Source organism: Rubrobacter sp. M3-4 (genome assembly GCF_059772285.1).
The window spans coordinates 123,070-148,954 of record NZ_JCBAJP010000004.1 but is presented as its reverse complement, the minus strand read 5'-3'; the positions used below and the strand labels follow the sequence as shown (position 1 = coordinate 148,954).

27 protein-coding genes are annotated in these 25,885 nt (G+C 68.3%); 12 read left to right on the top strand and 15 right to left on the bottom strand.

Annotation, left to right across the window (positions count from 1 at the left end; translation table 11 throughout):
• The first annotated feature begins 213 nt into the window (after positions 1-213).
• The 3 genes from AC6EKW_RS06210 (at position 214) to AC6EKW_RS06200 (ending at position 4,808) form a co-directional block, all read left to right on the top strand.
• Positions 214-1,839 (top strand): long-chain fatty acid--CoA ligase, encoded by a 1,626-nt coding sequence (locus tag AC6EKW_RS06210; protein WP_498513931.1) that lies wholly within the window; start codon positions 214-216, stop codon positions 1,837-1,839.
• 72 nt (positions 1,840-1,911) lie between these two features.
• Positions 1,912-3,663 (top strand): CocE/NonD family hydrolase, encoded by a 1,752-nt coding sequence (locus AC6EKW_RS06205; protein WP_273887840.1) that lies wholly within the window; start codon positions 1,912-1,914, stop codon positions 3,661-3,663.
• A gap of 2 nt (positions 3,664-3,665) precedes the next feature.
• Positions 3,666-4,808, top strand: a complete 1,143-nt coding sequence (locus AC6EKW_RS06200) for a thiolase family protein (RefSeq protein WP_273887839.1) — start codon at positions 3,666-3,668, stop codon at positions 4,806-4,808.
• Here the strand turns inward: AC6EKW_RS06200 and AC6EKW_RS06195 are convergent.
• The 10 genes from AC6EKW_RS06195 to AC6EKW_RS06150 form a co-directional block, all read right to left on the bottom strand.
• Complete coding sequence (locus AC6EKW_RS06195) at positions 4,792-5,331, bottom strand: nitroreductase family deazaflavin-dependent oxidoreductase (protein ID WP_273887837.1); 540 nt, start codon at positions 5,329-5,331, stop codon at positions 4,792-4,794. The two genes, AC6EKW_RS06200 and AC6EKW_RS06195, sit on opposite strands and share 17 nt — an antisense overlap.
• On the bottom strand, positions 5,328-5,639 hold the full coding sequence (locus tag AC6EKW_RS06190) for a carboxymuconolactone decarboxylase family protein (RefSeq protein WP_273887836.1): 312 nt from the start codon (positions 5,637-5,639) through the stop codon (positions 5,328-5,330). Before AC6EKW_RS06190 ends, AC6EKW_RS06195 begins: the two co-directional genes overlap by 4 nt.
• A gap of 18 nt (positions 5,640-5,657) precedes the next feature.
• Positions 5,658-5,873: a carboxymuconolactone decarboxylase family protein gene (locus AC6EKW_RS06185; protein ID WP_273887835.1), complete on the bottom strand. Its 216-nt coding sequence runs from the start codon at positions 5,871-5,873 to the stop codon at positions 5,658-5,660.
• A 12-nt stretch (positions 5,874-5,885) separates the two neighbouring features.
• Positions 5,886-6,275: a PPOX class F420-dependent oxidoreductase gene (locus AC6EKW_RS06180; RefSeq protein ID WP_273887834.1), complete on the bottom strand. Its 390-nt coding sequence runs from the start codon at positions 6,273-6,275 to the stop codon at positions 5,886-5,888.
• The gene (locus AC6EKW_RS06175) at positions 6,272-7,162 is read right to left on the bottom strand and encodes an RNA polymerase sigma-70 factor (protein ID WP_273887833.1); all 891 of its coding nucleotides are present in this window, start codon (positions 7,160-7,162) and stop codon (positions 6,272-6,274) included. The genes AC6EKW_RS06180 and AC6EKW_RS06175 overlap by 4 nt, the downstream gene beginning before the upstream one ends.
• 222 nt (positions 7,163-7,384) lie before the next feature.
• Positions 7,385-7,807, bottom strand: coding sequence for an acyl-CoA thioesterase (locus tag AC6EKW_RS06170; RefSeq protein ID WP_498513930.1), 423 nt, complete (start codon positions 7,805-7,807; stop codon positions 7,385-7,387).
• The gene (locus AC6EKW_RS06165; RefSeq protein ID WP_498513929.1) at positions 7,804-8,577 is read right to left on the bottom strand and encodes an enoyl-CoA hydratase/isomerase family protein; all 774 of its coding nucleotides are present in this window, start codon (positions 8,575-8,577) and stop codon (positions 7,804-7,806) included. Before AC6EKW_RS06165 ends, AC6EKW_RS06170 begins: the two co-directional genes overlap by 4 nt.
• A gap of 37 nt (positions 8,578-8,614) precedes the next feature.
• On the bottom strand, positions 8,615-9,016 hold the full coding sequence (locus AC6EKW_RS06160) for a cobalamin B12-binding domain-containing protein (protein WP_273841808.1): 402 nt from the start codon (positions 9,014-9,016) through the stop codon (positions 8,615-8,617).
• Positions 9,017-9,025: 9 nt separating this feature from the next.
• Complete coding sequence (locus AC6EKW_RS06155; protein WP_498513928.1) at positions 9,026-10,399, bottom strand: FAD-binding oxidoreductase; 1,374 nt, start codon at positions 10,397-10,399, stop codon at positions 9,026-9,028.
• Complete coding sequence (locus AC6EKW_RS06150) at positions 10,399-11,223, bottom strand: fumarylacetoacetate hydrolase family protein (protein ID WP_273887828.1); 825 nt, start codon at positions 11,221-11,223, stop codon at positions 10,399-10,401. The genes AC6EKW_RS06155 and AC6EKW_RS06150 overlap by 1 nt, the downstream gene beginning before the upstream one ends.
• Before the next feature lie 170 nt (positions 11,224-11,393).
• Here AC6EKW_RS06150 and fmdA point away from each other — a divergent pair, with 170 nt between their 5' ends.
• Both fmdA and AC6EKW_RS06140 read left to right on the top strand, forming a co-directional pair.
• On the top strand, positions 11,394-12,620 hold the full coding sequence (fmdA, locus tag AC6EKW_RS06145) for a formamidase (protein ID WP_273887826.1): 1,227 nt from the start codon (positions 11,394-11,396) through the stop codon (positions 12,618-12,620).
• 5 nt (positions 12,621-12,625) lie between these two features.
• A complete protein-coding gene (locus AC6EKW_RS06140) occupies positions 12,626-12,910 on the top strand; it encodes an FmdB family zinc ribbon protein (protein WP_273887825.1) in 285 nt (94 codons plus the stop codon).
• A 3-nt stretch (positions 12,911-12,913) separates the two neighbouring features.
• Here the strand turns inward: AC6EKW_RS06140 and pdxH are convergent, their stop codons facing one another.
• On the bottom strand, positions 12,914-13,537 hold the full coding sequence (gene pdxH, locus AC6EKW_RS06135) for a pyridoxamine 5'-phosphate oxidase (RefSeq protein WP_420542050.1): 624 nt from the start codon (positions 13,535-13,537) through the stop codon (positions 12,914-12,916).
• Between the two features lie 169 nt (positions 13,538-13,706).
• On the opposite strand from pdxH, the gene AC6EKW_RS06130 reads away from it, so the two are divergent.
• On the top strand, positions 13,707-14,819 hold the full coding sequence (locus AC6EKW_RS06130) for an FUSC family protein (protein WP_273887823.1): 1,113 nt from the start codon (positions 13,707-13,709) through the stop codon (positions 14,817-14,819).
• Here AC6EKW_RS06130 and AC6EKW_RS06125 read toward each other — a convergent pair.
• Positions 14,816-17,680, bottom strand: a complete 2,865-nt coding sequence (locus AC6EKW_RS06125) for an FAD-binding and (Fe-S)-binding domain-containing protein (RefSeq protein WP_498513927.1) — start codon at positions 17,678-17,680, stop codon at positions 14,816-14,818. The two genes, AC6EKW_RS06130 and AC6EKW_RS06125, sit on opposite strands and share 4 nt — an antisense overlap.
• A 146-nt stretch (positions 17,681-17,826) precedes the next feature.
• Between AC6EKW_RS06125 and AC6EKW_RS06120 the strand changes: the two genes are divergently transcribed.
• The 3 genes from AC6EKW_RS06120 to AC6EKW_RS06110 are packed head-to-tail and all read left to right on the top strand — an operon-like array spanning position 17,827 to position 19,640.
• Positions 17,827-18,330, top strand: a complete 504-nt coding sequence (locus AC6EKW_RS06120) for a DoxX family membrane protein (protein ID WP_498514010.1) — start codon at positions 17,827-17,829, stop codon at positions 18,328-18,330.
• Between the two features lie 15 nt (positions 18,331-18,345).
• Complete coding sequence (locus AC6EKW_RS06115) at positions 18,346-18,939, top strand: RNA polymerase sigma factor (protein ID WP_273887821.1); 594 nt, start codon at positions 18,346-18,348, stop codon at positions 18,937-18,939.
• A gap of 2 nt (positions 18,940-18,941) precedes the next feature.
• Entirely contained in the window at positions 18,942-19,640 is a 699-nt protein-coding gene (locus AC6EKW_RS06110; protein ID WP_498513926.1) for a zf-HC2 domain-containing protein, read from the top strand.
• Here the strand turns inward: AC6EKW_RS06110 and attM are convergent.
• Both attM and AC6EKW_RS06100 read right to left on the bottom strand, forming a co-directional pair.
• Complete coding sequence (gene attM, locus AC6EKW_RS06105; RefSeq protein WP_498513925.1) at positions 19,631-20,422, bottom strand: AttM family quorum-quenching N-acyl homoserine lactonase; 792 nt, start codon at positions 20,420-20,422, stop codon at positions 19,631-19,633. The genes AC6EKW_RS06110 and attM overlap by 10 nt on opposite strands.
• A gap of 45 nt (positions 20,423-20,467) precedes the next feature.
• The gene (locus AC6EKW_RS06100) at positions 20,468-21,763 is read right to left on the bottom strand and encodes a hydroxyacid-oxoacid transhydrogenase (RefSeq protein WP_273887817.1); all 1,296 of its coding nucleotides are present in this window, start codon (positions 21,761-21,763) and stop codon (positions 20,468-20,470) included.
• Positions 21,764-21,914: 151 nt separating this feature from the next.
• Between AC6EKW_RS06100 and AC6EKW_RS06095 the strand changes: the two genes are divergently transcribed.
• From AC6EKW_RS06095 to phaC, 3 genes are all read left to right on the top strand, one after another.
• Positions 21,915-22,217: a muconolactone Delta-isomerase gene (locus AC6EKW_RS06095; protein WP_273887816.1), complete on the top strand. Its 303-nt coding sequence runs from the start codon at positions 21,915-21,917 to the stop codon at positions 22,215-22,217.
• 89 nt (positions 22,218-22,306) lie between these two features.
• Positions 22,307-23,263 (top strand): E3 binding domain-containing protein, encoded by a 957-nt coding sequence (locus tag AC6EKW_RS06090; RefSeq protein ID WP_273887814.1) that lies wholly within the window; start codon positions 22,307-22,309, stop codon positions 23,261-23,263.
• Between the two features lie 3 nt (positions 23,264-23,266).
• Positions 23,267-24,340 carry a class III poly(R)-hydroxyalkanoic acid synthase subunit PhaC gene (phaC, locus tag AC6EKW_RS06085; protein ID WP_273887813.1) on the top strand — a complete coding sequence of 358 codons (1,074 nt, stop codon included), beginning with the start codon at positions 23,267-23,269 and terminating at the stop codon, positions 24,338-24,340.
• Between the two features lie 61 nt (positions 24,341-24,401).
• Here phaC and AC6EKW_RS06080 read toward each other — a convergent pair whose 3' ends face one another.
• The gene (locus tag AC6EKW_RS06080; protein ID WP_273887811.1) at positions 24,402-25,880 is read right to left on the bottom strand and encodes an alpha-N-arabinofuranosidase; all 1,479 of its coding nucleotides are present in this window, start codon (positions 25,878-25,880) and stop codon (positions 24,402-24,404) included.
• Between the last annotated feature and the right edge of the window lie 5 nt (positions 25,881-25,885).

Sequence of the window (25,885 nt, the reverse complement as noted above, 5' to 3'; positions counted from 1 at the left end):
GCGAACAGCACCAACAGCAGGATGAACTGAACGAGCTCCGACTCCATCACCCTTCCTCTCCGTGGTGGATCTCCTCCGGGCAGCACGAACCTCGAGCGTCCCATGCGTTGTACCGGATCATGGTGAATGTTAACATCGAACGCAGCCATTTTGGTGAGGGAAAGGGCGCCGGTCCTCCCTGGAACCGGCACGGAAGATCAGGAGGAAGATGCGGTGAGAGGCCTCACGATGGAGTATCAGCTCACGCTTCCGGCCATGCTCCGGCGGGCCGACGACCTCTACGGCCCGAAGGAAATAGTCACCCGACGTCCGGACAAAAGCTTCCACCGCTACACCTACCGGGATTTCGTCCGGCGGGCGAAGAAGCTCTCCGTGGCGCTCAAAGCGCTCGGGGTGCGTCCCGGCGACCGGGTGGCGACGCTCGGGTGGAACACCTACCAGCACCTGGAGGCCTACTTCGGCATCCCGTGCGCGGAGGGAGTCCTGCACACGATAAACCCGCGCCTCTCGGCGGACGACATCGCCTACATAATCGAGCACGCGGAAGACCGGGTGCTCATGATCGACGAGACGCTCCTGGGCCTCCTCGACGGGTTCAGGGACCGGGTGGACCTGGAGCACGTGGTGGTCTTCACCTACGGCGGGAGCGCCCCAGAGGCCATGCTCGACTACGAGGAGCTCGTCGGGGAGGCCGACGAAGGTGCCTTCTCCTACCCCGAGCCGGACGAGTGGGATGCTGCGGCGATGTGCTATACCTCGGGTACCACCGGGAGGCCTAAAGGGGTGCTCTACTCGCACCGCTCCATCTGCCTGCACTCCATCTCGCTCGGCATGACCGACATGCTAGGGATAGCCGAGCGCGACTCGGTGCTCCCGGTCGTCCCGATGTTCCACGTCAACGCCTGGGGCATCCCGTTCGTCTCGACGCTAGTCGGGGCCAAGCAGGTCCTGCCGGGGCCGCACCTCGACCCGAAGAGCCTGCTGGAAGACTTCGAGCAGGAGCAGGTGACGATCACCGCCGGGGTGCCGACGGTCTTCCTCGGGGTCCTGCGCGAGCTGGACGAAAACCCCGGGGCCCACGACCTCTCGGCGATGCGCGCCATCATCGTCGGCGGCTCGGCGGCGCCGGAGGGCATGATCCGGGCCTACCGGGAGCGCCACGGACTCAACGTCGTGCACGCCTGGGGGATGACCGAGATGGACCCGGTCGGCTCGGTGTGCAACCTGCGCAGTTGGATGGACGACCTGCCCGAGGACGAGAAGTACCGCATCAGAGCCAAGCAGGGCCCGCCGGCCGCTTTCATCGAGTTCCGGGCGCGCGGAGCGGTGGACCTCGTCCCCTGGGACGGGAAGACCATGGGCGAGCTCGAGGTCAGGGGGCCGTGGGTCGCGAGCAGCTACTTCAATACCGAGGAGGGCAGGGACAAGTTCACCGAGGACGGCTGGTTCCGCACCGGCGACATCGTCACCATAGACGAGAACGGCTACATCGAGATCCAGGACCGCTCCAAAGACCTGATAAAGAGCGGTGGCGAGTGGATCAGCTCGGTGGCGCTGGAGAACGCGATCATGTCGCACGACGCCGTCGCGGAGGCCGCCGTCATCGCCATCCCGGACCCGAAGTGGCAGGAGCGCCCGCTCGCGGTGGTCGTCCTCAAGGAGGGCCGGAGCGCGACCGCGGAGGAGATAATCTCCCACATCGCCCCGCACTTCCCGAAGTGGCAGCTCCCGGACGCGGTGGAGTTCGTCGAGAAGATCCCGCACACCGCGACCGGCAAGTTCCTGAAGATGGCGCTGCGCGAGCAGTTCAAGGACTACTCGGCGGCGAAGAGCCAGTAAAAACGCTCCATTCGGGCGTAAGATATCCCCGAGGAAGAACGAAGCCGCGCGCTCCCGAGAAGGAGGGGATTGATGCCAGCTGAGATTCGGGAAGTAGTCGTGCAGAAGAACGTCCCCGCCACGATGCGCGACGGGACGACGCTCTTCTCAAACGTCTACCGTCCGGCCGAAGGCGGGCCCTACCCGGTCCTCCTGACCCGGCTGCCTTACGGGAAGGACATCCCCTCCTACACCACCTTCCTCGACCCGGTGCGCGCCGCCGGGAGCGGCTACATCGTCGTCGTGCAGGACGTGCGGGGCCGTTTCGCTTCCGGGGGCGAGTTCGAGCCGTTCGCCAGCGAGTACGAGGACGGCCACGACACCGTCGAGTGGGCCGCGCGGCTCCCGGGCGCAGACGGCCGGGTCGGGATGTTCGGGCTCTCCTACTACGGCAAGACCCAGTGGCAGGCCGCGGTGACGAAGCCGCCCTCCCTCCTGAGCATGGTCCCCGGCATAACCTGGGGGAACCACCTCAACGGCGCCCAGATGCGCGGCGGGGCCTACGAGCTCGGGACCATCTACTCCTGGGCCGTCACGACCATAGCCCCGGACATCCTCTTCCGGCGCTACCGCGACGACCCGCAGCAGCTCGGGCGTAAGCTCCCGGAGCTCGTCGCCGCGATAGACACCCTCCAGGCCGGCGGCGGGTACGACGTGCTGCCGCTCACGAAGCTGCCGGACCCGGACGGCCTCACCCCGTTCGTCCGGGAGGGCTTCGAGCGTGGCGTGGACGACGGGTGGTGGGAGCAGCTGAACATCGACGGCAGATACGGTGACGTCTCGGCGGCCACGCTGCACATCGGCGGCTGGTACGACATCTTCCTCGGCGAGACGCTGCGCCAGTACGCGGCGATGAAGGAGGTGGCGGAGCGGCGCGGCACACCACCGCCGCGCCTGCTCGTCGGTCCCTGGACGCACGGCGACTTCGGGAGCACCCTCGGGGAGCTGGACTTCGGCATCGGGAGCTCGGGCATCCTTCTCAACTACCGGGGGGACCTCGCCGACTACCACCTGCGCTTCTTCGACGCCACGCTGAAAGGCAGGGAAGAAGCTCTCGCCGACCGCCCGCCGGTCGAGGTCTTCGTGATGGGCGAGAACCGCTGGCGCGGCTACGAGGAGTGGCCCCCGCCAGGGGCGCGTGAGGAGGTCTGGCACCTCTCGGGCGGCGGCTCGCTCACCCGGGAGGCGCCCTCCGGGGAGCCCGACGTCTACGACTACGACCCGAAAGACCCGGTCCCCACCCTCGGCGGGAGCATACTCATGCCCCAGATCTACCGGGCCGGGGCCCGCGACCAGTCCCCCAACGAGGAGCGCCCGGACGTCCTGTGCTACACGAGCCGGCCGCTGGAGCACGATTACACCGTGCTCGGGCCGGTCTGGGTGCGGCTCTTCGCCGCCTCCTCCGCCCCGGACACCGACTTCGTCGCCCGGCTGGTGGACGTGCACCCCGACGGGCGTGCGATCGGGATAGCCGACGGCATCATCCGGGCGAGCGCCCGCGAGAGCTACCCGGAGCCGGGTGTGATCTCCCCCACCGCCCCCTCGCCCATAAAACCCGGCGAGGTCTACGAGTACAGGATAGACCTCTGGGCGACCGGCAACACCTTCCGGGCCGGGCACAGGATCCGGCTCGAGATCACCTCCAGCAGCTTCCCGCGCTGGGATCGCAACCTGAACACCGGCGAGAGCGGCGCCCGCTCCTCGCGCACCGAGGTGGCCCACCAGAGGATCTTCCACGACCCCGATCACCCGAGCAGCCTTACGCTCACCACAGTGGAGGGATGAGAATGCCAGAGCCGGTGATAGTCGAGGCGGTACGCACCCCGTTCGGGAGGCGCGACGGGACCTTACGGGAGACGAGGCCCACCTCGCTTCTGGCCCACGCCCTGAGGGGCCTCGTCAAGCGCTCCGGGCTCGCGCCGGAGGAGATCGATGACGTGATCTGCGGCTGCGTCACCCAGGCCGGCGAGCAGGGAGCGAACGTGGGCCGTCTCGCGGTGATGCTCGCCGGACTTCCGGACGAGGTACCCGCCGTGACCCTCAACCGCATGTGCGGCTCGAGCCAGCAGGCCGTCCACTTCGCCGCCCAGGCCATCGCCGCCGGTGACGCCCGCTTCGTCGTCGCCTGCGGCGTCGAGAGCATGACCCGCGTCCCGATGTTCAGCGACATCGGCGGCGGCTTCGAGAAGCTCGACCCGGACCTTCTGTCCAGGAAGGAACTCGTCCACCAGGGCGAAAGCGCAGAGAGGATCGCGGAGGCGTGGGGCATAACCCGTAACGACGCCGACTCTTTGTCCGCCGAGAGCCACCGGCGGGCCGCAGCGAGGGGTAAGCATCCCGAGATCCTGCCCACCAGAGGCCTCGACCCGGAGGGTAACGAGGTCGAGCTCACCGCCGACGAGGGCGTCCGTCGTAGCGTGGACCCGCAGAAGATGGCGCAGCTTGCGCCGGTCTTCCGCGAGGACGGGATAGTCACGGCGGGCAACTCCTCCCAGATCTCCGACGGAGCCTCGGCCGTGCTCGTCGCCGACCGGGAGGCCGCGGAGGCGGCGGGGCTCAAGCCCCGGGCGCGCTTCCTGGCGCGGGTCGCGGTCGGGAGCGACCCGACGATGCAGCTCACCGGGGTCATCCCGGCCACCCATCGGGCCCTGGAGAGGGCCGGGCTCTCGATCTCCGACCTCGACTGGATCGAGATAAACGAAGCCTTCGCCACAGTCGTCCTCGCCTGGGCCGCCGAGTTCGAGCCCGACATGGAGAAGGTCAACCCGTGGGGCGGCGCGATCGCCCACGGCCACCCGCTGGGCGCGACCGGCGGCGGGCTCATGTCGAAGCTGCTCTGCGGGCTCGAGGCCACCGACGGGCAGCTGGGGCTGCAGGTGATGTGCATCGGACACGGGATGTCCACCGCGACCGTCATCGAGCGGCTCTGAGCCTGCGGCGCCCGGGCTCAGACACCTCCCGGGGCCGGAAGGCGACCAGCTTAACCGAGCGGGCGAGATCCCGCCGCGCTGCGGCCGAGCGGATCGCCTCAGGGCTGCCGAACACCGCGGCCAGCACCCTCGCCGCCAGCGGATGCCGGACGGCGTACTCCGTGAGCGCTGCGTAGGCTTCCCCGTCGCAGAGAACCCGGTGCTCCGGTTCGTAGCGCTCCCGACCGGTCCTCACCTCGAGCGCCGGGCGTACCTCGATGTTCCTGTACCAGTCGGCCCTCTCTCCGCGGGCGGAGAGGACCACGCTCTCCCTGCTTTCTGGGTCGTAGAGGATTACCTCCAGCACCGTGTAGTACACCCTGCCGCTGCGTCGGCCCACGTGGACCAGGAGCAGGAAACGATGCCCCAGGATCCACCCAAGGCCGCAGCGGTAGAGGTATGCCGGCAGGCGCAACCCGAACCGCAGGGCTGCGTTGGGCCGCCCGCCCCGCCAGAGCACGCCGCGATCCGCGTCCCCGCTCACGCCCGCGGCTCCTCCGGCAACACGCAGAAATCTCCTCCGGAGAAACCGACCGGCCGCACCCCGAAGACGCGGTTGAAGCGCGCCCGGTAGTTCTCCCAGGCGATCACCGCGGCCAGCTCCACGAGCTGCGCCTCGTCGAAGTGCCGGCGCAGCTTCCTTGAGAGTTCGGCTGGGATCTCCACGGGGGTCTTGGCCATCTCCTCGGCGAGCCAGATCGCCAGCCGCTCCTCCTCCGAGAAGGCCGCGCTCTCCCGGTAGCGCGGCAGCTCGCGCAGCTGCTGTTCGGTGACGCCCAGCTCCCTGCCCACGGCAGAGCCGATATCCATTCAGAAGGGACACCCGATGAGCGAGCTCGTCTTGAGCCCGGCGAGCGCCTTGGTGCGGCCGTCCACCCGCCCGCTAAAGAGCAGCGCCCCCTCGTAAATCCCCACCGCCGCCAGGATGGCGGGGCTTTGGATCAGGAGCCGCACCAGGTCCGGCACCCGCCCGTAGCGGGTCCGGACGAAGACCTTCAAGGGAGCAAGCAGGTTCCGCACTCTCATGACGCCCCTCCTCTAATCTCCGAGCGGCTCGAGCTCGATGTGCACCGTCCTGTAGCCGCGCAGACGGTGGAACAGAGGGACCAGAAGGCCGTGCAGGATCGGGTACTTGCGGGCCAGGAGTTTTGCGGCGTGGTACGACTCCTCGCCGGAGAGCACCCGGGCGCGGGCCCGGATCGCCGGTCCGGTGGGCCTGCCGCGCGGGGTGGAGGGTGAGATCTCGACCTCCGGGTTGTTGCGGATGCGCTTGAACTTCCAAGCCGTATCCCAGGTGCGGGTGAAGGCGCGGTCCCCCTCCACGACGATGCTGACCGGCGTCCCCACAGGGGTCCCGTCGCGCCTGTAGGTCGTGAGCAGGACCGCCCACTGGTCGGCGAAGGGTTCTAGAGCCAGCCTCGGGATCATTGCTCGACCTCCTCCAGTGGAGGGATGCTCCGGAGCTTCTCCGGGTTGACGACGAAGCGAATGGCGGCGATGCGCCCCCCGGAGACATCGAAGGCCACTGCCCCCTGGGGACTTCCATCCGGATGGTAGGTGATGAGCCCCGGCTGGCCGTTGACGCGGGCGTACCGGATCTCGAGTTCTTCCGAAGCCTCGGGGATCACACCCAGGAGGAACCGGGCCACCCTGTCGGAGCCGTGGATGGGGTTGCGCGCCGCGCGTACCCGCCCGCCGCCGTCCGTCCAGAGGGTTATCTCCTCGGACATCGACTCGAGCAGGTCCTCCATGTCTCCGCTCATGCACGCCTCGATGAAACGCCGCACCAGACGTTCCCCCTGCCCGGGGGCCGGATCGAAGCGGGGGCGGCGGGCGGCGACCGCCTCTCTGGCGCGGCGCGCGATCTGGCGGCAGTTGGCCTCGCTCTTGCCGACGATCTCTGAGATCCCGGCGTAATCGTAGTCGAAGACCTCCCGCAGCAGAAACACCGCCCGCTCCACCGGAGAGAGGCTCTCCAAAAGCACCAGAAACGCCATCGAGAGCGTCTCGTCGAGGAGTGCCGGGTCGTCCGCGGCGTCCACCACGAGAGGCTCCGGCAGCCACGGACCAGCGTACTCCTCCCGGCGAGCCCTCGCCGAGCGCAGCTGGTCCATGCACAGCCGGGTGACCACCGTCGAGAGGTAGGCTCGTGGAGAGCGGATCTCGTCCGCAGCAACCTCCCGCCAGCGCAGGTACGCCTCCTGCAGGACGTCCTCGGCGTCCGTGGCGCTGCCGAGCATCCGGTAGGCGATCGAGAAGAGAAGCCCGCGGTGCTCCTCGAAGACCTCCGCGGCGGATGCCTCGTCGGATCTCACCGCAACCTACCGCCCCGGATACGGGGTGCACAGCCCATGATGGTCAAGCGTACGACATCGGCATCGGACCCGCCACCCTCCATGCCAGCCTCCTTCGTGCTTCCTTCAGGTCCATCCTCTACCCGAGAAGACGAGACGGCGGACCTCCCCGTGACACGCCGGGTGGGTCACCCCCGCTACGGATGGTGCACCCGGAATGGCCAAAGCAGTGGCGGAGGAGCGCTATCGGGGGACGGCCCCCGGGCCATCCTCCCGGAGCGCTGCGAGCCGGGCGATTTCCTTCGGCACCCGCACTGGCCGGCCGGTGGTGAGGTCTATACACCCGTGGCGGGTATAGCCGGTGACGACCGTCTCCCCGCCGCGCAGCAGGGTGTAGTCGAAGCGCATCGAAGCCCTGCCGACCTCCGAGAGCCCGGTGCGCAGCGTAAGCTCGTCGTCGAAGAAGGCGGGCCTCCTGTAGTTTACGTGCGCCTCGACCACGACGAAGCCATACCCGGAGCGTTCTATCTCCCGGTAGGAAACGCCCGCCGCCCGCAGCCACTCCACCCGACCGACCTCGAAGTACGAGAGGTAGGAGGCGTTGTTGACTATCCCCTGGGCGTCGGTCTCCGAGTAGCGGGCCCGGAGGATAACCTCCTTTATCACCGGCCCTCGAAGGAGGCCTCACGCTTCTCGACGAAGGCCCTCATCCCCTCCTTCGCGTCCCGGGTGGAGAAGAGGAGCGCGAACTGGTCGGACTCGTAGTCGAGCCCGCTTATGAGATCCACCTCGAGCGCCTTGTTCGCAGCGGCCTTCGCGTGCCGGACGGCGAGCGGGCCGTTGCCGGCGATCTCGGAGGCGATGGAGCGGGCAGCATCCAGCGCCTCCCCCTGCGGCACGACCCTGTTCACGAGCCCGATCTCCTTCGCCTCGGCGGCGGTTATGCGTCGTCCGGTGAAGATGAGCTCCTTGGCCAGGCCGGGTCCGATGAGGCGCGGCAGGCGCTGGGTGCCGCCCATGCCGGGGATGATGCCCAAAGATACCTCCGGGAAGCCGAAGACGGCGTTCTCCGAGGCGACGCGGATGTCGCAGGCGAGCGCTATCTCGCACCCGCCGCCGAGCGCAAATCCGTTCACGGCGGCGATCGTCGGGATCGGGCTGCGGTCCAAAAGCGCCATCGCGGCGTTGCTCGTCTCCGCGAAACGCTTCGCCTCGATCGGGTCCATCTCGCTCATCGCGGCGATGTCCGCCCCGGCGACGAAAGCTCTCTCCCCCGCCCCCGTCACGATTATCGCCCGCACCTCCTTGTTCCCGCTGTCGAGCAGCGCCTGTCCTATCTCCTCCACGACCTGCGGGTTCAGGGCGTTGAGTTTGTCCTGCCGGTCTACGGTGAGGACGGCGATACCACCCTCCTCCTCCACCCTGACGTAGTCCAAAGCTTCCTCCTCCGGGTATCTGGCCTGCAGAAAACCCCTAGTCCCGCGCCGGAACGGCTCGCCGGACGTACTCCACGGCCTTCGACGTCGGGGTGCCGGGGGTGAAGACTTCGCCCACCCCGAGCTCCTTGAGCCTGGGGATGTCGTCTTTGGGTATGGTGCCACCGCAGAAGACCAGGATGTCGTCGGCGCCCTGCTCGCGCAGGAGCTCCACCACCCGCGGGACGAGCGTCATGTGCGCCCCGGAGAGGATCGAGATTCCTATCGCGTCCACGTCCTCCTGTATGGCGGTCTCGACCACCTGCTCGGGGGTCTGGTGCAACCCCGTGTAGATGACCTCCATCCCGGCGTCGCGCAGGGCGCGGGCTATGATCTTGGCACCCCGGTCGTGCCCGTCGAGGCCGACCTTCGCCACCACCACCCTTATCGTGCGCTCCATGCTTTTATTCTACCCCGCCGGCGGGACGACTTTTCCGGGGTTGAGGATGCCCGCGGGATCGAGCAGGTGTTTGATCTGCGCCATGAGCGGCACGGTGTCGGGGTGCTCGCGGCGCAGGTGGGCTATCTTGCCGTACCCGACGCCGTGCTCGCCGGTGCAGGTGCCGCCGCGCTCGAGGGCGTAATCCACGATCTCCTCGACGACCCGTCGGGCCCGCTCTTTCTCCTCCGGGTCGGAGGGGTCGACGGGGAAGATGGCGTGGTAGTTCCCGTCGCCGACGTGCCCCAGGATCACACCGTCCATCCCCCGCGAGGCGATGGCCCGTCGGGCGTGGCGCAGAGCGCCAGCAAGCTCGGAGATCGGTACGCACACATCCGTGGTCATCGGAAGCCGCCCCAGGTAGAGCTCCGCCACCGCGAGCGCCGCCTCGTGCCGCGCCTCCCACAGCCGTCTGCGCGCCGCCTCGTCCCGCTCGGCCTCGAAGGCCAGACATCCCGCCCGACGGCAGATCTCCTCCGCCCGCCGGGCGTCGGCCTCAGCCCCCTCGACGCTGCCCGCAAACTCCAGAAAGAGCGTCGGAGCCACCTCGTAGGAGGTCCCCTTGTAAGCGTTGACCGCCTCCACGGTGCGGGCGTCGACCAGCTCCACCCGCGTCGCCCCCGCCACGGAGCGGACCACGGCGACGGCGGCCTCCCCGGCATCCTCGATCCCGTGGAACGTGGTCCGCGCGGCGACCGCGCTCTCCAGGAGGGGCTGGAGCCTGAGCGTGATCTCGGTGAAGACGCCCAGGGTCCCCTCCGAGCCGACGAAGAGCGGGGTCAGGTTGTAGCCGGCGGAGGACTTCACGGCGAGCCCGCCGGTCCTGATCACCCTCCCGTCGGCCAGAACCACCTCGAGCCCGAGCACCCGCTCTCGCATCGCGCCATAGCGCAGCGCGTTGGTCCCGCTCGCGTTGGTCGCCGTCATCCCGCCGATGGTCGCATCCCATCCCGGGTCGGGCGGGAAGAAGAGCCCGTAGCCCCTGAGGACTGCCTCGAGCGCCAGGCGCCGCACGCCGGGCTCCACCCGGGCGACCATGTCCTCCGGCCGTATCTCGAGGATGCGGTCCATCCTGCCGAGATCCAGGCTGATCCCGCCTTCGAGCGGGATGGTGTGCCCCTCCAGGCTGCTTCCCTGGCCGAAGGGGGTAACCGGGACGCGGTGCTCGTTCGCGAAGCGTAAGACTGAGACGACCTCCTCCCGGCTCTCCGGGAAGACGACGACCTCCGGCGGTCGAGGCTCGTGGTAGGTGAAGATCGCCCGCCCGTGGTGCTCGATCGTCTCAGGGTCGGTACGGACGCGCCCGGGGGGAAGGACCTCCCGCAGCGCGGCGGCGAGGTCCATCAGAGCACTTCGACCGGATTGGTGAGGCTGCCGAGGCCCTCTATCTCGATGGTGACCTCGTCACCGTCCTTGAGCCACAGCTGCGGCTCCCGCGCCATCCCGACGCCCGGGGGCGTGCCGGTCATGATGATATCCCCCGGGACGAGCGTCATCCCCTCGCTCAGAAAAGCGATGAGCTCGGCGACGGAGAAGATCATCTTCGAGGTGTTGCTCTCCTGCACGACCTCGCCGTTGAGCAGGCAACGGATCGCGAGCGACTGCGGGTCGGGGACCTCGTCGCGGGTGACGAGATAGGGTCCTATCGGGGCGAAGGTGTCGAGCGACTTGCTCCGGCTCCACTGCCCACCCTCGGAGAACTGCAGGTCGCGCGCGGAGACGTCGTTGGAGTTCATGTAGCCGAAGACGTACTCCAGCGCCTCCTCCGTCCGGACGTTCTTCGCCCGCCGACCTATGACCACGGCGAGCTCCGCCTCGTAGTCGGGCTGCCGGGTTATCGGCGGGACGACGATCGTCTCTCCGGGACCGATGATCGTGTTCGGGTACTTTGCGAAGACGATCGGCTTCTTCGGTATCTCCGCTCCGGTCTCGGCGGCGTGGTCCTCGTAGTTGAGCCCGATCGCGATGACCTTCTGCGGATCGGGCACCGGGGCGTGCAACCGTACCTCATCGAGCGCCAGACTCTCCCCGCCCGGCTGTCTCTCGGCGCCCCGGCCGTGCTCGATGTACTCGATCATACTGGAGCCGCCGAGCGGCACAACCTTGCCATCCTCGACGTACCCGATTTTCGGCCCACCTCCATCGGTGGAGTAGGTGACGAGCTTCAAGCGTCCTCCCTTCTTTCCGCCATGATGCTCAGAACCACGCGGGCTATCTTAGCAACAAACCCGCCCGTCCCCGAGCGGCCTGGTTCATCCAGCGGTACACCGGCGATAAATCATCGTTGACGGTGACCGGTCAGCGAGAGAGAATACAGGCAAAAGTAAGGAGGAGCACAATGCCTGAGCCCCTGCTCAAGGTGGACCTGACCAAACCGGCCGAGGAGCAAGATCCGCCCGTCCACAACCGCTGGCACCCGGAGATACCACCGGTCGCCTCGGTCAACCCGGGGGACGTCTTCCGGGTGGAGTGCAAGGACTGGACCGACGGCTTCATCCAGGACAACGACGACGCCTCCGACGTGCGCGACATGCCCCTGAGCAGGGTGCACATCCTCTCGGGACCGGTCGCCGTAAACGGGGCCGAGCCGGGGGACCTGCTGGTGGTAGACCTGCTCGACATCGGGGTGCTCCCGGACTACCAGTGGGGCTACACCGGGATCTTCGCCCGTGACAACGGCGGCAGCTTCCTCGCCGACGTCTTCCCAGAGGCGCGCAAGGCGATCTGGAGCTTCGACGGCATCTACGCTTCGAGCCGGCACATCGGAGGTGTACGCTTCCCCGGCATCGTCCACCCGGGCCAGATGGGGACCGCGCCGAGTGCTGACCTCCTCGCCCGCTGGAACCGCAGGGAGCAGGAGCTCATCTCCAAGGACCCGGGCCGCGTCCCCCCGCTCGCGAACCCCCCGACGGAGGAGAACGCCATCCTGGGCTCGCTCTCCGGGGCAGAGCGCGACCGGGTAGCGAGGGAGGCTGCGCGCACCGTCCCGCCGCGGGAGAACTGCGGCAACCACGACATCAAGAACCTCTCGCGCGGGGCGCGGGCCTGGATCCCGGTCTACGTCCCCGGGGCGAACCTCTCGGTAGGAGACATCCACTTCTCGCAGGGCGACGGTGAGATCACCTTCTGCGGCGCCATCGAGACCGCGGGCTGGATCGACTTCCACGTCGACCTGATCAAGGACGGCATGAACCGCTACGGGATCGCGAACGCCGTCGTGCAGCCGAGCCCGATAGAACCGCACTTCTCCCCCTCGCGCTACCTGCTCTTCGAGGGGATCTCCGTGGACGACGAAGGCACACAGCACTATGTGGACGCCACGGTCTCCTACCGGGACGCGTGCCTCAAGGCGATCCGGTACCTCGGGATGTTCGGCTACGACGAGGAGCAGGCGTACGCGATCCTGAGCACCGCCCCGATCGAGGGACGGGTGAGCGCGATCGTGGACATCCCGAGCGCCTGCTGCACGGTGGGGCTCCCGGTGGATATCTTCGACTTCGACATCCGACCCTCTGCAGACGGCCCCGCCCGCGCCGACCGGGGACGCCTGGCGACCCCGCGCTAGAGATCGTGCCGGCCTACGACTACGAGTGCTCCTCCTGCGGGCGCTTCGAGGTGGTGCGCCCGATCTCGGAGGTTGCAGACCGGGCGTGCTGCCCCCAATGCGGTGCTACCTCGCGGCGCCTTTACACCGCCCCGAACGTGTCGCGCACGCCCCGCAACATCGCCGCGGCCCGCGAGAGGAGCGAGCGCAGCGCCGAGAGCCCACAGGTGGTAGGGAAGGATTACTTCGGGAAGGAGAGGCACACCCCGCACCGTCCGCACGTCGGGCGTCCCTGGCAGATAGGCCACTAGCGCTCAGGGCTGCAGGCGCACGACCTTCCAGCCGCCACCGTCCCGCATGTAGAGCAGGCGGTCGTGCAGACGGCTCTCACGCCCCTGCCAGAACTCCACGGCCTCGTGGACGACCCGGTAGCCGCCCCAGAAAGGGGGGCGGGGGATCTCCTCCCGCCCGGCGTAACGCTCCTCCAGCTCTCGCACCCGCAGATCGAGCGCTTCCCGGCTCTCTATGGGCCGGCTCTGCTCGGAGGCCCAGGCTCCCAGGCGGTTCCCACGCGGACGGCTCGCGAAATAGGCGTCGGACTCCTCGTCGGGGAGGCGCTCGACGATGCCCTCGACCCGCACCTGCCGCTCGAGCTCTCCCCAGTAGAAGAGGAGCGCGGCGCGCGGGTTCTCCGCGAGCTCGCGCGCCTTGCGTCCGGCGTAGCTGGTGTAGAAGACGAAACCCCGCTCGTCGAAGCCTTTGAGCAGAACGGTGCGGGCGGAGGGCCGGCCGTCGCGGGTGGCGGTCGCGAGCGTCATCGCGTTCGGCTCGTAGAGGTCCGCGGCCAGTACCTCCTCGAACCATCGCCCGAACTGCTCCACCGGGTCCGGGGCGAGCCCGTCCTCGGAGAGACCGGCGCGGGTGTACTCCCGGCGCATCCTGGATACGTCCACCCTACCGGACACGGATACCCATCCTCATACCAACCCCCATCACGTCAGGCCGGACCGTATTCTATACGCAGCCGCTCCTTCCCGTGCATGTCCCATCTGTTGTATATTCTTTGCCCTGCACCAGCACGAGAACGCGGAGCCCGGGCAAAGCACGATGGAGAGGAGAACCCGATCCCGCCTCAGGCGGCTTCTCGAGAGAGGGATCCTGCGCCTGAGGGTGAACGGCTGGCCGGTCATCCAGACGGCCGCGGCGGCGAGCATCTCCTACTTCATCGCCACCTACATCCTCGGCAACACCCAGGCGTTCTTCGCCCCGGTGGCGGCGGTGGTCTCCCTGGGGATCACGCTCGGACAGCGCGGTCGTCGGGCGGTGGAGCTCACGCTCGGCGTCGCCGTGGGGCTCGTGGTCGCGGACCTCCTGGTGCTCGCCATCGGGGTCGGGGCGGCCCAGATCGGGGTGGTCGTCGCCCTGGCGATGGTGGCGGCGATGTTCTTCGGCGAGAGGAACATCCTGGTCAACCAGGCCGCGATCTCCGCGATCCTGGTCGTCGTGCTGCAGCCGCCGCAGTCGGGCTTCGCACCGAGCCGGCTGGTCGACGCGCTGGTCGGCAGCGGGGTGGCGCTCGCGATCCACTACCTCCTCCCCGTGGACCCCGAGCGCATGGTCGAGCGCAAGGCACGCCCGATCTTCGACGAGCTGGTCTCGGTCCTGCAGGAGATCGCCACGGCCCTGGCAGAGGGTGACCGGGAGCGGGCGGAGAGGGCGCTCACGCGATCCCGCTGGCTGGACGACCAGATACGCGGCCTCGACGAGGCCCTCGCCGCGGGCAGCGACACCGCCCGCCTCTCGCCGACCCGCCGCCGGGCGCTGCACCACCTGAGGCTCTACGCCAACGCCGCAATCCGCATAGAGCTCGCGGTGATAAACACCCGCGTCCTGGCCCGCGGCGCGGCCAACGCCCTGCGCCGTGGAGACGAGATCCCACCGCTGCTCCCCGAGGCGGTGCTCGATCTGGCGCAAGCCGTCCGGGCCCTGGAACATTTCCTCGACGAGCCCGGCCCGCCGGACGAGGCCCGCCGCTACGCCCTCGAAGCCGCGACGAAGGCCACCAGGATCCTCAAGGAACGCCACGACCTCGCGACGAGCGTGCTGGTCGGACAGATCCGCTCCTCCGTCGTGGACCTGCTGCGCAGTACGGGGATGAACCAGGAGGAGGCGCTCCGGGCGCTGGAGGAGGCGGCGGGACGTGCCTCGGAGGTGGGCTAGTCCTGCGGTCGTGCCTCCAGCAGGGAGGCCAGGTACTCGGCGGGGTGCAGCGCCCGGCGTCCGGTGCCACCCAGGATCTGCTCCCGGCACGAGGTCCCGGGCGCGACGACGACGCCATCCGACCCCCTCACCGCCGGGAAGAGCACCCTCTCCCCCATCTTCATCGATACCTCGTAGTGGCCTCTCTCGTACCCGAAGAGCCCGGCCATCCCGCAGCAGCCGGAGTCGACGACCGTGACCTCGGTGCCGGGTGCGAGCGAGAGCGCCCGCTCGGTCGGCCCGGTCCCGACGAGCGCCTTCTGGTGGCAGTGGCCGTGCAGCAGGACCGGCGAACCCTCCGCGAGCGGTAGCTCGGGCTCGAGCTCCAGGAGCGCCTCCTCGAAGAGGCGGGTGGCCGCGGCGACCTCCCTCACCCGCCCGTCGTGCGGCAACAGCTTCTCGTAGTCGTCGCGGATGGTGAGGATGCAGCTCGGCTCGAGCCCCACGATGGGTAGCCCGCGCTCGACGAAGGGGTAGAGGACGTTGACGTTGTGGATCGCGTTCCGGCGCGCCTCCTCGACGAGCCCCTCGGAGAGCATCGGGCGCCCGCAACAGGCGATGCGCGGCACCGTCACCCGCGCCCCGGCGGCCGCGAACAGGCGCACCGCTCCCTCGCCGATCGTGGGCCGCTGGTACTCGTTCCAGGTGTCGTTGAAGAGCACGACCTCCGCCGGACCCTCACCCTGCGGGAGCTCCGGGAGGATCTGCGAGAACCTCCTGCGCGCGACCCCGGGCAGCGGGCGGCGCGGGTCTATCCCGAAGAGGGCGGAGAGGCGGAGGGCGAGGCCGGTCCCGGCCACGGCGTTGTAGAGGCCGGGGGCGAAGGAGGCGGCGGCGAGCGCGCGGCGGATGTTGCCGGCGGCCCTCTGACGCAACGAGAAGCCGTGCTCTTTGCCCATCTGGTAGAGGACCTCGGTCTTCATCGAGGCCACGTCCACCTGCGAGGGGCACTCGCTCTTGCACGCCTTGCACCCGACGCAGAGGTCCATCACCTCGCGCATCCTCTCTCCGGTGAGCTCCCCAGGCGGGAGCGTCCCGTCGAGGACCGAGCGGAGCATGTTCGCCCGGGCACGGGTGGTGTCCTTCTCCTGATGGGTCGCCATGTACGAGGGGCACATCGTCCCGCCGCTCTTCTTGCGGCAGAATCCCGATCCGTTGCACAGCTCGACGGCCCGCGCGAAGTCCCCCTGCTTCGAGAAGTCCAAACCCGTCCTCACGGGCAGGCGGCGGTGCCCGGGGCCGATGCGCAGGTTGCGGTCCATCGGCTGGGGGTCGACGATCACGCCGGGGTTGAGCAGGCCCTCCGGGTCGAAGGTCCGCTTGACCTCCCGGAAGGCGTCGAGGAGTGTGCGCCCGTACATCTTCTCCAGAAACTCGGAGCGCGAGAGCCCGTCGCCGTGCTCACCGGAGATGGACCCGCCGCACTCGGCGACCAGGTCCGCGACCTCCTCGGCGATGCGGCGCATCCTGCGCACCCCCTCGGGGTCGGAGGTGTCGAGCGCCGGGCGGACGTGCAGCGTGCCCACGCTCGCGTGCCCGTAGAAGCAGGCCCAGGTGCCGTTGCGGCGTACTATCTCCTCGAAGCGGACGACGAACTCCTCGAAGCGCCCGGGCGGCACGGCGGCGTCCTCGACGAAGGCGACCGGCTTCTCCCGGTCGGTGGTACCCAGGAGGAGCGGCAGCGTGGACTTGCGGAGCTTCACCGTGCGCGCCATCTCCTCCCTGCCGCGCAGCGGGACGACCTCCGAGGCCCCGACCTCCCGGGCGAGCCCCTCCAGCCGGGCGAAGCGCTCGTCGAGCTCCTCTTCGGTCCCGCTCCACTCGACGAGCAGGATCGCCTTCGGCGTGCCCCGGACGAAGCTCGTCGCCTCCCGGTAGGCCGGGGCGCGGCGGGCACGCTCTATCGCGACGTCGTCGAGGAGCTCTATCGCGGAAGGTGATTCCTCGAGGAAGCGCACCGTCGCCCGGGCCATCTCGGAGAGGGAACCGAACTCGAAGGAGGCGATGCCGCGCGCCGGGGGGAGCTCCCGCAGCGTGAACTCGGCCCGGCTGAGCACCGCAAGGGTCCCCTCCGAGCCGCAGACGAGGCGGGTGATGTCGATCGTGTCGGGGTCGAGGAGCGCGTCGAGTCCGTAGCCCGAGACCCTGCGGACGAGCTTCGGGTAGCGACGCCGGATCTCCTCGCCGTAGCGGCCTCCGATCTCGAGCGCGTTGCGCAGAAGGCGGGCCTCGGCCCCCTCGCCACGCGCCCTCCTCTCCGCCTCCCCACGAGGGAGCGGCCGGAGCTCGACCGTCTCGCCGCTCGCCAGGATGCACCTCAGGGAGAGGATCTGGTCGGCGGTCGTCCCGTAGACGATCGAACGCATCCCGGCCGAGTTGTTCCCGACCATCCCGCCTAAAGTAGCCACGTCCGAGGTCGAGGTGTCGGCCCCGAAGACGAGCCCGTGCGGCTCGACGAGGCGGTTGAGGTCACCCTGGATGACGCCCGGCTCGACCACGCACCGGCGCCCCTCGATATCCAGGTCGAGCACCCGGTCCATCGCCGAGACGTCGAGGGCGATACCGGGGGAGGTGGCCTGACCGGCGAGCGAGGTCCCGGTCCCGCGCGGGGTGACCGGCAGATCCAGCTCCCTCGCCGCGGCGAGCGTGTGCTTTATGTCCTCCTCGGAGCGGGCGGCGACCACGGCGACGGGCCTTCTGAGGTAGATCGAAGCGTCGGTCGACCACAGGGAGCGCGAGGCGTCGTCGGTGTGCAGGGAACCTTCCAGGTTGCCGTCCAGGAGCTCGTGCAGGCGGGCGGCTTCGGGCTGTGTCCTGATCATGTCCTAAGTGTAATACTGCGGGGGCGCGATCTCACCCGTCGGGAACCGCGGATCGTCGGGGTGCGTATAACGTTGTGGCCCCGTCGTCGGGGTGATGGTTGAATGTAACGGCGCGCAGGCGACGCGGAGGTAGACCGTTGAACGGGATGGCATGGGTGAGGATGCTCATCGGGGCGACCTGGCTCGATGGGGCGGTGGAGAAGCTGGCCAACCCCCACTTCCCGCAGCAGTTCGCCGCCACGCTGCGCTCCGGGGGTTACGTGGCCCAGGCTCCCCCCTTCTTCCAGCAGTTCATGCGCCAGCACGTCATCCCGAACGCCGAGCTCTTCGCCAACCTCACCCGCGCGGGGGAGCTCGTCTTCGGGGTGCTGCTCGTCCTCGGACTCCTCACCAACCTGGCCGCGCTCTGGAGCATCGCGTTCAGCGGGATGCTCATCGTCTCCCAGGGCGGCCTCGGCTTCGGGGAAGGTCTCGCCCCACCGCAGTTTTTTACGATCGACCTGATCATGGCGCTGCTCTCGCTCCTGGTGCTGCTGAGCCCCGCGGCGAAGTCGCTCTCGCTGGACGAGAGGATCTTCAGGAAGAACTCCCTGCTCGCCCCCCTGCTCATAAACCGCCGGGCGGGCTCCCGACGCGCCACCGCCAAGTAGCAGGCCGGTGAGGCGTTGCGCCACCCCCGCAGACGGAGCGACCAGACCGACGAAGAGCTGGTGCGACGTCTGTCATCCGGGGAGTCACCCGGCGAGGCCCTCTCGACGCTCTACGACCGTTACGGCCGCACGGTCTACGGTTCGGGGATCAAGCTGCTCGGCAGCGGCCAGTCGGCCGAGGAGCTGGTGCAGGAGGTCTTCCTCAAGGTGTGGCGTTCGGCCGGGACGTTCGATCCCTCGCGCTCGAGTTTCTCCACCTGGCTCTACCGCATCACCCGCAGCGTGGCCGCGGACATGTACCGCAGGCAGTCCCGCAGCCCGGCCACGGCCGCCGGAGAGGACATCGCCGAGGTGCGTGACGCCTCTTCAGGCCCCCAGGAGATAGTCGACGACTCCTGGCTCACATGGAGGGTGCTCGTGGCGCTCGAGGAGCTGGACGAGCCGCACCGCGAGGTGCTCAGGCTCGCCTACTTCGAAGGCCTCACCCAGCGTGAGATCTCGGAGAGAACCGGGCTCCCGCTCGGCACCGTCAAGAGCCGCACCCTCAGGGCGCTCAGGAAACTGCGGGCCGGGCTCGGCCTGGCCGGCATCTCGCGGGAGGTGCTCTAGAGATGGGCTGTGAAGAAGCCCGCAGGAACCTCGGGGCACTCGCCGTGGAGGGCCTCGATCGTGAAGAGCGGGAGGAGGTCCTGCGACACGTCTCCGGCTGCCCCCGCTGCCGCAGGGAGCTCGAGGAGCTCAGAGAGACCGTCGGCGTGCTCCGCTCGCTCCCGGCTTACCCCGCCTCCCCACCGGACCTCAGGACCCGGACGATCTCGCGGGCGGCGGGAGATGCACCGCACCGGGGGTTCGTCTCCCGGAGGTGGCTCGTCCTTCCGGCCGTACTCGTGCTCGCGATCGCGGCGCTCGGATGGCTGCTTCTGGCCCAGCGCGGTTCCTCCACCCCGGTGGCGGTCGTGCGCCTCGAGCCGGTCTCCGCCTACCGCGCGACGCTCGCGCACCGGGACTACTGGGGCGTGGCGAAGCTCTACCCGGCAGACCGGGGCAACCGCCGCATGGAGCTCCGGCTGCACCATCTGGGGGACCCGGGCTCCGGCTGGCGGGTCTACCAGGCGTGGCTCGTCTCGAAGGACGGGCGCACGAGCGCGGGCACCTTCGAGGCCGGCCCCGGCAGGACCGTGGTCTGGCTCAACGTCCCCTCTCGAACCCTAAACTACGACGCCGTCGTCATCACCGTCAGAGACGGTGGACGCCCGGCTGGTGATGTCGTGCTGAGGGGCAGGATGACCCGCGGAGGCAATCAGGAGTAGTACTCCGGTGCCTTCCTGAACTTGGGCCAGGCGTCCGGGTCGTGCCCCGTCACGACGGTCGCCCCGAGCCGGTCCACTTCACGGTGTATCTTGCGCACCGAGTAGGCCACGTCGGCGGCCGAGTGGATCAGGCCGGGCAGCGCCTTCTCCTCGTAGTGATCCATCGTGTAGCAGGCGTCGGCGGTGAGCATCATCGGGCCCTCTCCCTCGAGGGTGACGACGAGCGAGGTGTGACCCGGCGCGTGCCCCGGCGTGAAGAGCGTCTTTATCGTGCCGTCCCCGAAGAGGTCGTAACCGTCGTCGTTCGGACCGTCGAGGAAGAGCCACCTGACGTCTTTGTCGAAGTCCGGACGGATGTAGGCGGTCTTCTGGAACCAGTCGGGGGTGTAGGCGTACTCGAGCTCCCGCCGCTGCACGACGTACTCGGCGTTCGGGAAGTGGCCTATCGCGCCGGAGTGGTCGAGGTGCAGATGGGACTGCACGACGTAGCGCACCGATGCCGGGTCGATGTCCAGCCGCTGGAGCTGGTTCACCACGAAGTCGTCCTCGCTCATCACCGGTTCGTAGGCGTCCACGACCACGCCCCAGTGCGCCCGGGCGTCGCGGGCCACCTCGAGCGCGTTGCCGCCGTCGAAGAGGACGTTCCCCCGGGGATGGGTGATGAGGAAGAAGGGCACCGGGATCTCGTAGGGATCGCCGAGCCCCTGGTTCATCTTTATGTACTGCACCTGCGTCTTGAGGCTCCCGCACTCGAGAAAGTACAGCCTGAGGTCGTCCGCCATCTCTCCTCCTTTCAGTGGGCCACCGGCCCCGAAAAAACCTTCTCCTTACCAGTTCTCCATCGACTCGCGGATGATGTTCGCGAGGTCCTCCTCCGTGACCTCGCGCGGCGAGCCGACGAGCAGCCGCTGCTGCTTCATGGCACCCTCGACCAGCTCCGGGATGTCCTCTTCGGTGTAGCCGAGCTCGCGCACGCCGCTTGGCGCCCCCACGTCTTTCATCAGCTGGATGAGGATCTCGGGCAGCGTGTTCTCGTCGGCCTTCTCTATCGGACGGCCGGCGAGGAGCTCCGCGACGTAGCGGTGCCTCTCGGGGGCGGCCGGGTAGGTGAACCGGAAGGAAGCCGGGGCGGTGACGATCACCGACCAGCCGTGCGGGACGAACGGGTGGTCGACCTCGTAGCCCGGCGGCCGGTAGGTGTGCTTGAGCCCGGCTATGGGGTAGGCGCAGGCGTGCGGGATGTGCACCCCGGCGGAACCGAACCCGACGCCGGCGAGCGAGGCCCCGAGCATCATGGCCCCGCGGGCCTCGACGTCCTCGCCGTTCTCGACGGCGCGCCTGAGGTACTTCCCGCCGTACTCGAGCGCCTTGGCGGACCACATGTCCGCGATCGGGTTCGCCCCCTGATACGGCGGGCGGTCGTCGGGGCTCTTGGGCTTCGGCCGGGCGTCGTAGGGCCTGGATAGATACGACTCGGCGGCATGGCAGACCACGTCGAGCCCGCACGAAGAGGTGACCTCCGACGGCAGGCTCATCGTAAGGAGCGGATCCACCACCCCGCGCGCCGGACGCAGGTACTGGTGCGAGATGCCGGTCTTGACCTTCTGCTCCGGGATGTCCAGGACGGCCACCGTGGTCGCCTCCGCCCCGGTGCCGGCCGTCGTCGGGACCGCCAGCAGCGGCTTGAGCGGCGAGGGCGGCTTCCTGCCCCCACCCACCGGCGGGTTGACGTAGTCCATGATCGGAGCCGGGTGCGTCGAGACCAGGTCGGCGACCTTGGCGGTGTCGATGCTCGTCCCGCCCCCCACCGCCACGAACCCGTCGAAGTCTCCCTCGACGGCGAAGTCCGCCGCCTCCTGGAAGGAGGCCGCCGTCGGCTCCACGTGCGCCCGGTCGAAGACCTCGACCTCTACGCCCTCCGCCTCGATAAGCTCCCGGATGCGCCCCGTGATCCCCGCCTTCACCACCCCCGGGTCGGTGACGAGCATCACCCGGCTCATCCCCAAACGCTTCACTTCCCAGCCGACCTCTTCGGCCGCGCCGGGCCCGTACTTCAGCGGCGTGGCCTCCATCGTGAAGATGGTCTCGTTGCCGGAAGACGAGCCGTCACCTCGATCGGCCATCTTAAGTGAACCTCCTCTCCCTCTTCGATCGCTTCCAGCCGCCCATCTTACCAGCGTCCATCCCCCACCGTGAAACCATTCGCACCGATTGACAATTTCCACCCTGGGAAGGAAAATTACAACCAGCCATAGGAAGAGAGGAGAAACCGCCATGCTGGTCTTCGTGGACTTCCGGGTCAACCCCAAGGAGCTCTCGCTGGAGCAGCTCTGGGAGCTGTGGGAGAGAGAAGCCGACGCAGCGAAAGGAGCCATCGAAGCCGGCAAGGTCGTCGCCCTCTACAAGGTCTCCGGCCAGCGCCGCGTCCTAGGCATCCTCGACGTCGAATCCCACGACGAGCTCGACCAGATCATCATGGCCGGCCTGCCCATGGCACACTACCTCGAGATAGCCGAAATTCTCCCCGTCCGCGAGTACTCCGCCTTCGCCGAAGACGTCCGCCGCAGATGGAGTTGATGCCAGCATATATGCTTACAGCATATAGATTCCGTACATAGTACAATCGTTTCCGCAGTTGCATCCCCGCATCAGGAGGGTTGTTTCAGTTGGCTGAGGAGAAAAGGGACCGGTCGGCGCCGGACCCGGCGGAGCTCTGGATGAAATGGTACGAGACCGGGACGAAGGCGTGGTCTGAGATGCTCTCCGGGGACAGGGAATCCTACGCGGACCCGTGGGGTCTGTACCGGCAGTGGTTCGAGAGCATGGAGAAGGTGAGGGAGAACCTCGCGTGGGGGCCTTCCGACGGGGCCGAGATGGCCGAGACGGCGGCGCGGGCGGTCGAGGCGACGACCGATCCGCAGCAGATGCAGCGGTGGTTCGAGGCCGCGATGCGCTCCTGGCAGGAGGCCGCCGAGTCGTGGATGAGCACGATGAGCCTGGCGCCGCGGTGGGCCGAGGTGATGGAGAAGGCGCGGGAGAACATGGTGCGGCAGGCCGAGGGCGGGCTCCCCACCGATCCGCTGCGCTTCGCGGTGCAGTGGTACAACGCCGTGAGCGGACCGCTCTCCGAGTTCGTGCAGGAGGCGATAGAGAAGGAGGAGGTTCTCGGCCCCTCCAGCCAGTTCCTGCAGAACTACGCCAGGTTCTACAGGATCTTCCGCAAGGCCTCCGAGGAGTATCTGCGCACGTTGCAGATCCCGACGCGCTCCGACGTGGCGCGGGTGGCCGGGCTCGTCGTCGCGCTGGAGGACAAGGTAGACCGGATCGAGGAGGCCTTCGAGGAGTTCGAGTACGGCTACGCAGAGCCCGCCACCGCCGAGGAGGTGCGCTCGCTAGAGGAGCGCATGGACCGGATCGAGGAGAAGCTCGACCGTCTGCTCGCCTCCGTGGGCGGGACCCGCACGGAGGAGCCCCGGAACGGCTCGGGCAGGAAGGAGATAAAGGCCACCGCCGCCGCCCGGCGCAAAGCCGAGGAGCTCGGGATCGACCTCAGCGAGGTCGAGGGCACGGGGGCGGACGGTCAGATCACGGTCGAAGACGTGCGCCAGAAAGGGGGGAGGTAGAAGGTGAGCGACCAGAGAAGCGCCATACCCTCCAGCCCGCAGGAGTTTCTGCGCAAGTACGGCGAGGGGGCGAGCATCGCGCTGGAGGGTGCCAGGGCGGATACCGGCCGCACCCCCAAGGAGACGATCTGGACCAAGAACAAGGCGAAGCTCTACCACTACCAGACCGGCGCCGAGAAGAAGTACCGCACGCCGGTCATGATCGTCTACGCGCTCATAAACCGTCCCTACGTCCTCGACCTCATCCCCGGCAACAGCCTCGTCGAGTACCTCTCGAACGAGGGCTTCGACATGTACATGATCGACTGGGGCACCCCGGGTGACGAGGACGCCGAGATGACCTTCGAGGACTACGTCCTCGACTATATCCCGCGCGCCGCGAGGAAGGTCATGCGCACCGCCGGGACGGAGGATTTCACCCTCTTCGGGTACTGCATGGGTGGGACGATGAGCGCGATGTACGCCGCGCTCTTTCCGGAGACGCTCAAGAACCTGCTGCTGCTGACAGCCCCGATAGACTTCAGCAAAGAGCATCTCGGTCTCTACGCGCTCTTCACCGACGAGAAGTACCTCGACGCAGACCTCCTCGCCGACGCCTTCGGGAACATCCCCGGTGAGATGATCGACACCGGCAACCGGATGATGAAGCCCATAACCAACTACGTCGGCACCTACGTGAGCATGTGGGAGCGCATCTTCGAGGACAAGTCGATGGAGACCTGGCTCGCGATGAACAAGTGGGTCAACGACGGGCCGCCGTTCCCGGGTCAGGCCTTCAGGCAGTGGATCCACGAGTTCTACCAGCAGAACAGGCTGGTGAAGGGTGAGATCTCGCTGCGCGGCCGACGGGTCGACCTCTCCCGCATCGACGTGCCGCTCCTGAGCATCGCGGGCAAGAAAGACCACATCTGCACCGTCCCGCAGGCCGAGGCGATCATGGACCTCGTCTCGAGCCGGGACAAGGAGTTCTACGTGCTCGACGCCGGGCACGTCGGGCTCCTCACCGGGCGCAACGCCAAGAAGACCCTCTGGCCGAAGGTGAGGGGGTGGCTCGCCGACCACTCAGACCCGGCGTAGATCGGGGAATGAGAGCACCTGGAGGGCGGGGGCCGCGCGCGGCCCTCGCCCTCCGTTTCGCCTACCTCACCACCGGCACCCGCAGCACGCTCACCGAGCAGGCCGGGAACTCGTGCTCGAAGGCGCTGCCCCTCGCCTTGACGCTCCTCTCGGTCACGCCGACCCGCTCGCGGCCGAAGTCGTTCGTCGCCCCGGGATCATCCCCCGTCACCTCCCGGGCCGTGGCGCTCCCCCCGAAGCTCCCGTCGGCGAGGCGCACCGAGGCCTCGACGCTCCTGTCGGGGTCGCGGTTCACGACGGCGAGGACGAGATCACCCGAGGACGGGTCGAGGGTCGCGACGGCGTCGAGAACCCTGAAGGGCCCGAGGTCCGCGACCCGGTGCGGCCAGGGCGAGGACTCGCGGCCCGCAAGGTCGTAGGTCTCGCACTCCAGGTGGATGTCGAGCACGGTGCCGTTCAGGTTCTCGGCGTAGAGCCGCAGGGGGTGGTAGATCGTCTGCAGGAAGAGCCCGTTCTCGTTCGTGAAGATCGGGGCTATGACGTTCACCATCTGGGCGAGGTTCGCGATCTTGACCGTCTCGCAGTGGCGGGCGAAGACGTTGAGGTAGGTCGCGACGGCGAGCGCGTCGGAGAGGGTGTAGCGCTCCTCGAGCCCGCTGTCCTCGGCCCGCTCCCGGAACCAGACGTTCCACTCGTCGTAGGCGACGTGGACAGGGTGCTCGACGCCCTGCTCGTAGCGGGCCCGCTCTATGAGGGCGCGGGCGGTCGTGAGCGCCCGCTCGGCCTGGTGCGGGGCGAGGACGTTCGACCAGTGGTCGTCGCTGCCGGTGTAGAGGTGGACGCTGTGGTAGTTTACCTGGCTCACCAGTCCGTCTATCACGATGCGGTCCCACTCGCTCCAGCCGTTCAGGCCGCAGCTCACGAGCTCTATCTCCGGGTCGACCCGCTTCATGACCTTGGCGAACTCGCGCGCCCGCTTAACGTAGTCCTCGGCCGAGAGCGCACCTATCTGCCACTCGCCGTACATCTCGTTGCCGAGCCCCCAGTAGCGGACGTTGTACGGCTCCTCGTGGCCGTACGCGCGCCGCAGGTTCGCCCAGTAGGTGTCGCCGGTGCCGTTGCAGTACTCGACCCATGCGGCTGCCTCGTCCATCGTGCCCGTCCCCATGTTCACGCAGATGTAGGGCTCGGTCCCTAAAGCGCGGCAGTACTCGATGAACTCGTCGGTCCCGAAGCGGTTGGGCTCCTCGGCGTGCCAGGCCAGCTCCATCCTGTTGGGGCGCTCCTCACGCGGGCCGATCCCGTCGGTCCAGTGGTAACCGGAGACGAAGTTGCCCCCCGGCCAGCGCAGGATGGGCATGCGCAGGGGCGCGAGCGCTTCGATCACGTCGGTACGGTAGCCCCGCTCGTCGCTCAGGGGCGAGCCCTCGTCGAAGACGCCGCCGTAGATGCAGCGTCCCAGGTGCTCGATGAACCCGCCGAAGATCCGGCGGTCCAGCTCACCCAGCCTGCGGTCGAGGTCTATCTTGATCTGCGCCAAAAGAG

Coding starts and splice junctions, on each gene's coding strand:
- AC6EKW_RS06205 (WP_273887840.1), top strand. CDS start 1,912: ATGCCAGCTGAGATTCGGGAAGTAGTCGTGCAGAAGAACGTCCCCGCC.
- AC6EKW_RS06200 (WP_273887839.1), top strand. CDS start 3,666: ATGCCAGAGCCGGTGATAGTCGAGGCGGTACGCACCCCGTTCGGGAGG.
- AC6EKW_RS06185 (WP_273887835.1), bottom strand. CDS start 5,873: ATGAGAGTGCGGAACCTGCTTGCTCCCTTGAAGGTCTTCGTCCGGACC.
- AC6EKW_RS06180 (WP_273887834.1), bottom strand. CDS start 6,275: ATGATCCCGAGGCTGGCTCTAGAACCCTTCGCCGACCAGTGGGCGGTC.
- AC6EKW_RS06160 (WP_273841808.1), bottom strand. CDS start 9,016: ATGGAGCGCACGATAAGGGTGGTGGTGGCGAAGGTCGGCCTCGACGGG.
- AC6EKW_RS06155 (WP_498513928.1), bottom strand. CDS start 10,399: ATGGACCTCGCCGCCGCGCTGCGGGAGGTCCTTCCCCCCGGGCGCGTC.
- fmdA (WP_273887826.1), top strand. CDS start 11,394: ATGCCTGAGCCCCTGCTCAAGGTGGACCTGACCAAACCGGCCGAGGAG.
- pdxH (WP_420542050.1), bottom strand. CDS start 13,537: ATGCGCCGGGAGTACACCCGCGCCGGTCTCTCCGAGGACGGGCTCGCC.
- AC6EKW_RS06130 (WP_273887823.1), top strand. CDS start 13,707: ATGGAGAGGAGAACCCGATCCCGCCTCAGGCGGCTTCTCGAGAGAGGG.
- AC6EKW_RS06125 (WP_498513927.1), bottom strand. CDS start 17,680: ATGATCAGGACACAGCCCGAAGCCGCCCGCCTGCACGAGCTCCTGGAC.
- AC6EKW_RS06120 (WP_498514010.1), top strand. CDS start 17,827: ATGGCATGGGTGAGGATGCTCATCGGGGCGACCTGGCTCGATGGGGCG.
- AC6EKW_RS06110 (WP_498513926.1), top strand. CDS start 18,942: ATGGGCTGTGAAGAAGCCCGCAGGAACCTCGGGGCACTCGCCGTGGAG.
- attM (WP_498513925.1), bottom strand. CDS start 20,422: ATGGCGGACGACCTCAGGCTGTACTTTCTCGAGTGCGGGAGCCTCAAG.
- AC6EKW_RS06100 (WP_273887817.1), bottom strand. CDS start 21,763: ATGGCCGATCGAGGTGACGGCTCGTCTTCCGGCAACGAGACCATCTTC.
- AC6EKW_RS06095 (WP_273887816.1), top strand. CDS start 21,915: ATGCTGGTCTTCGTGGACTTCCGGGTCAACCCCAAGGAGCTCTCGCTG.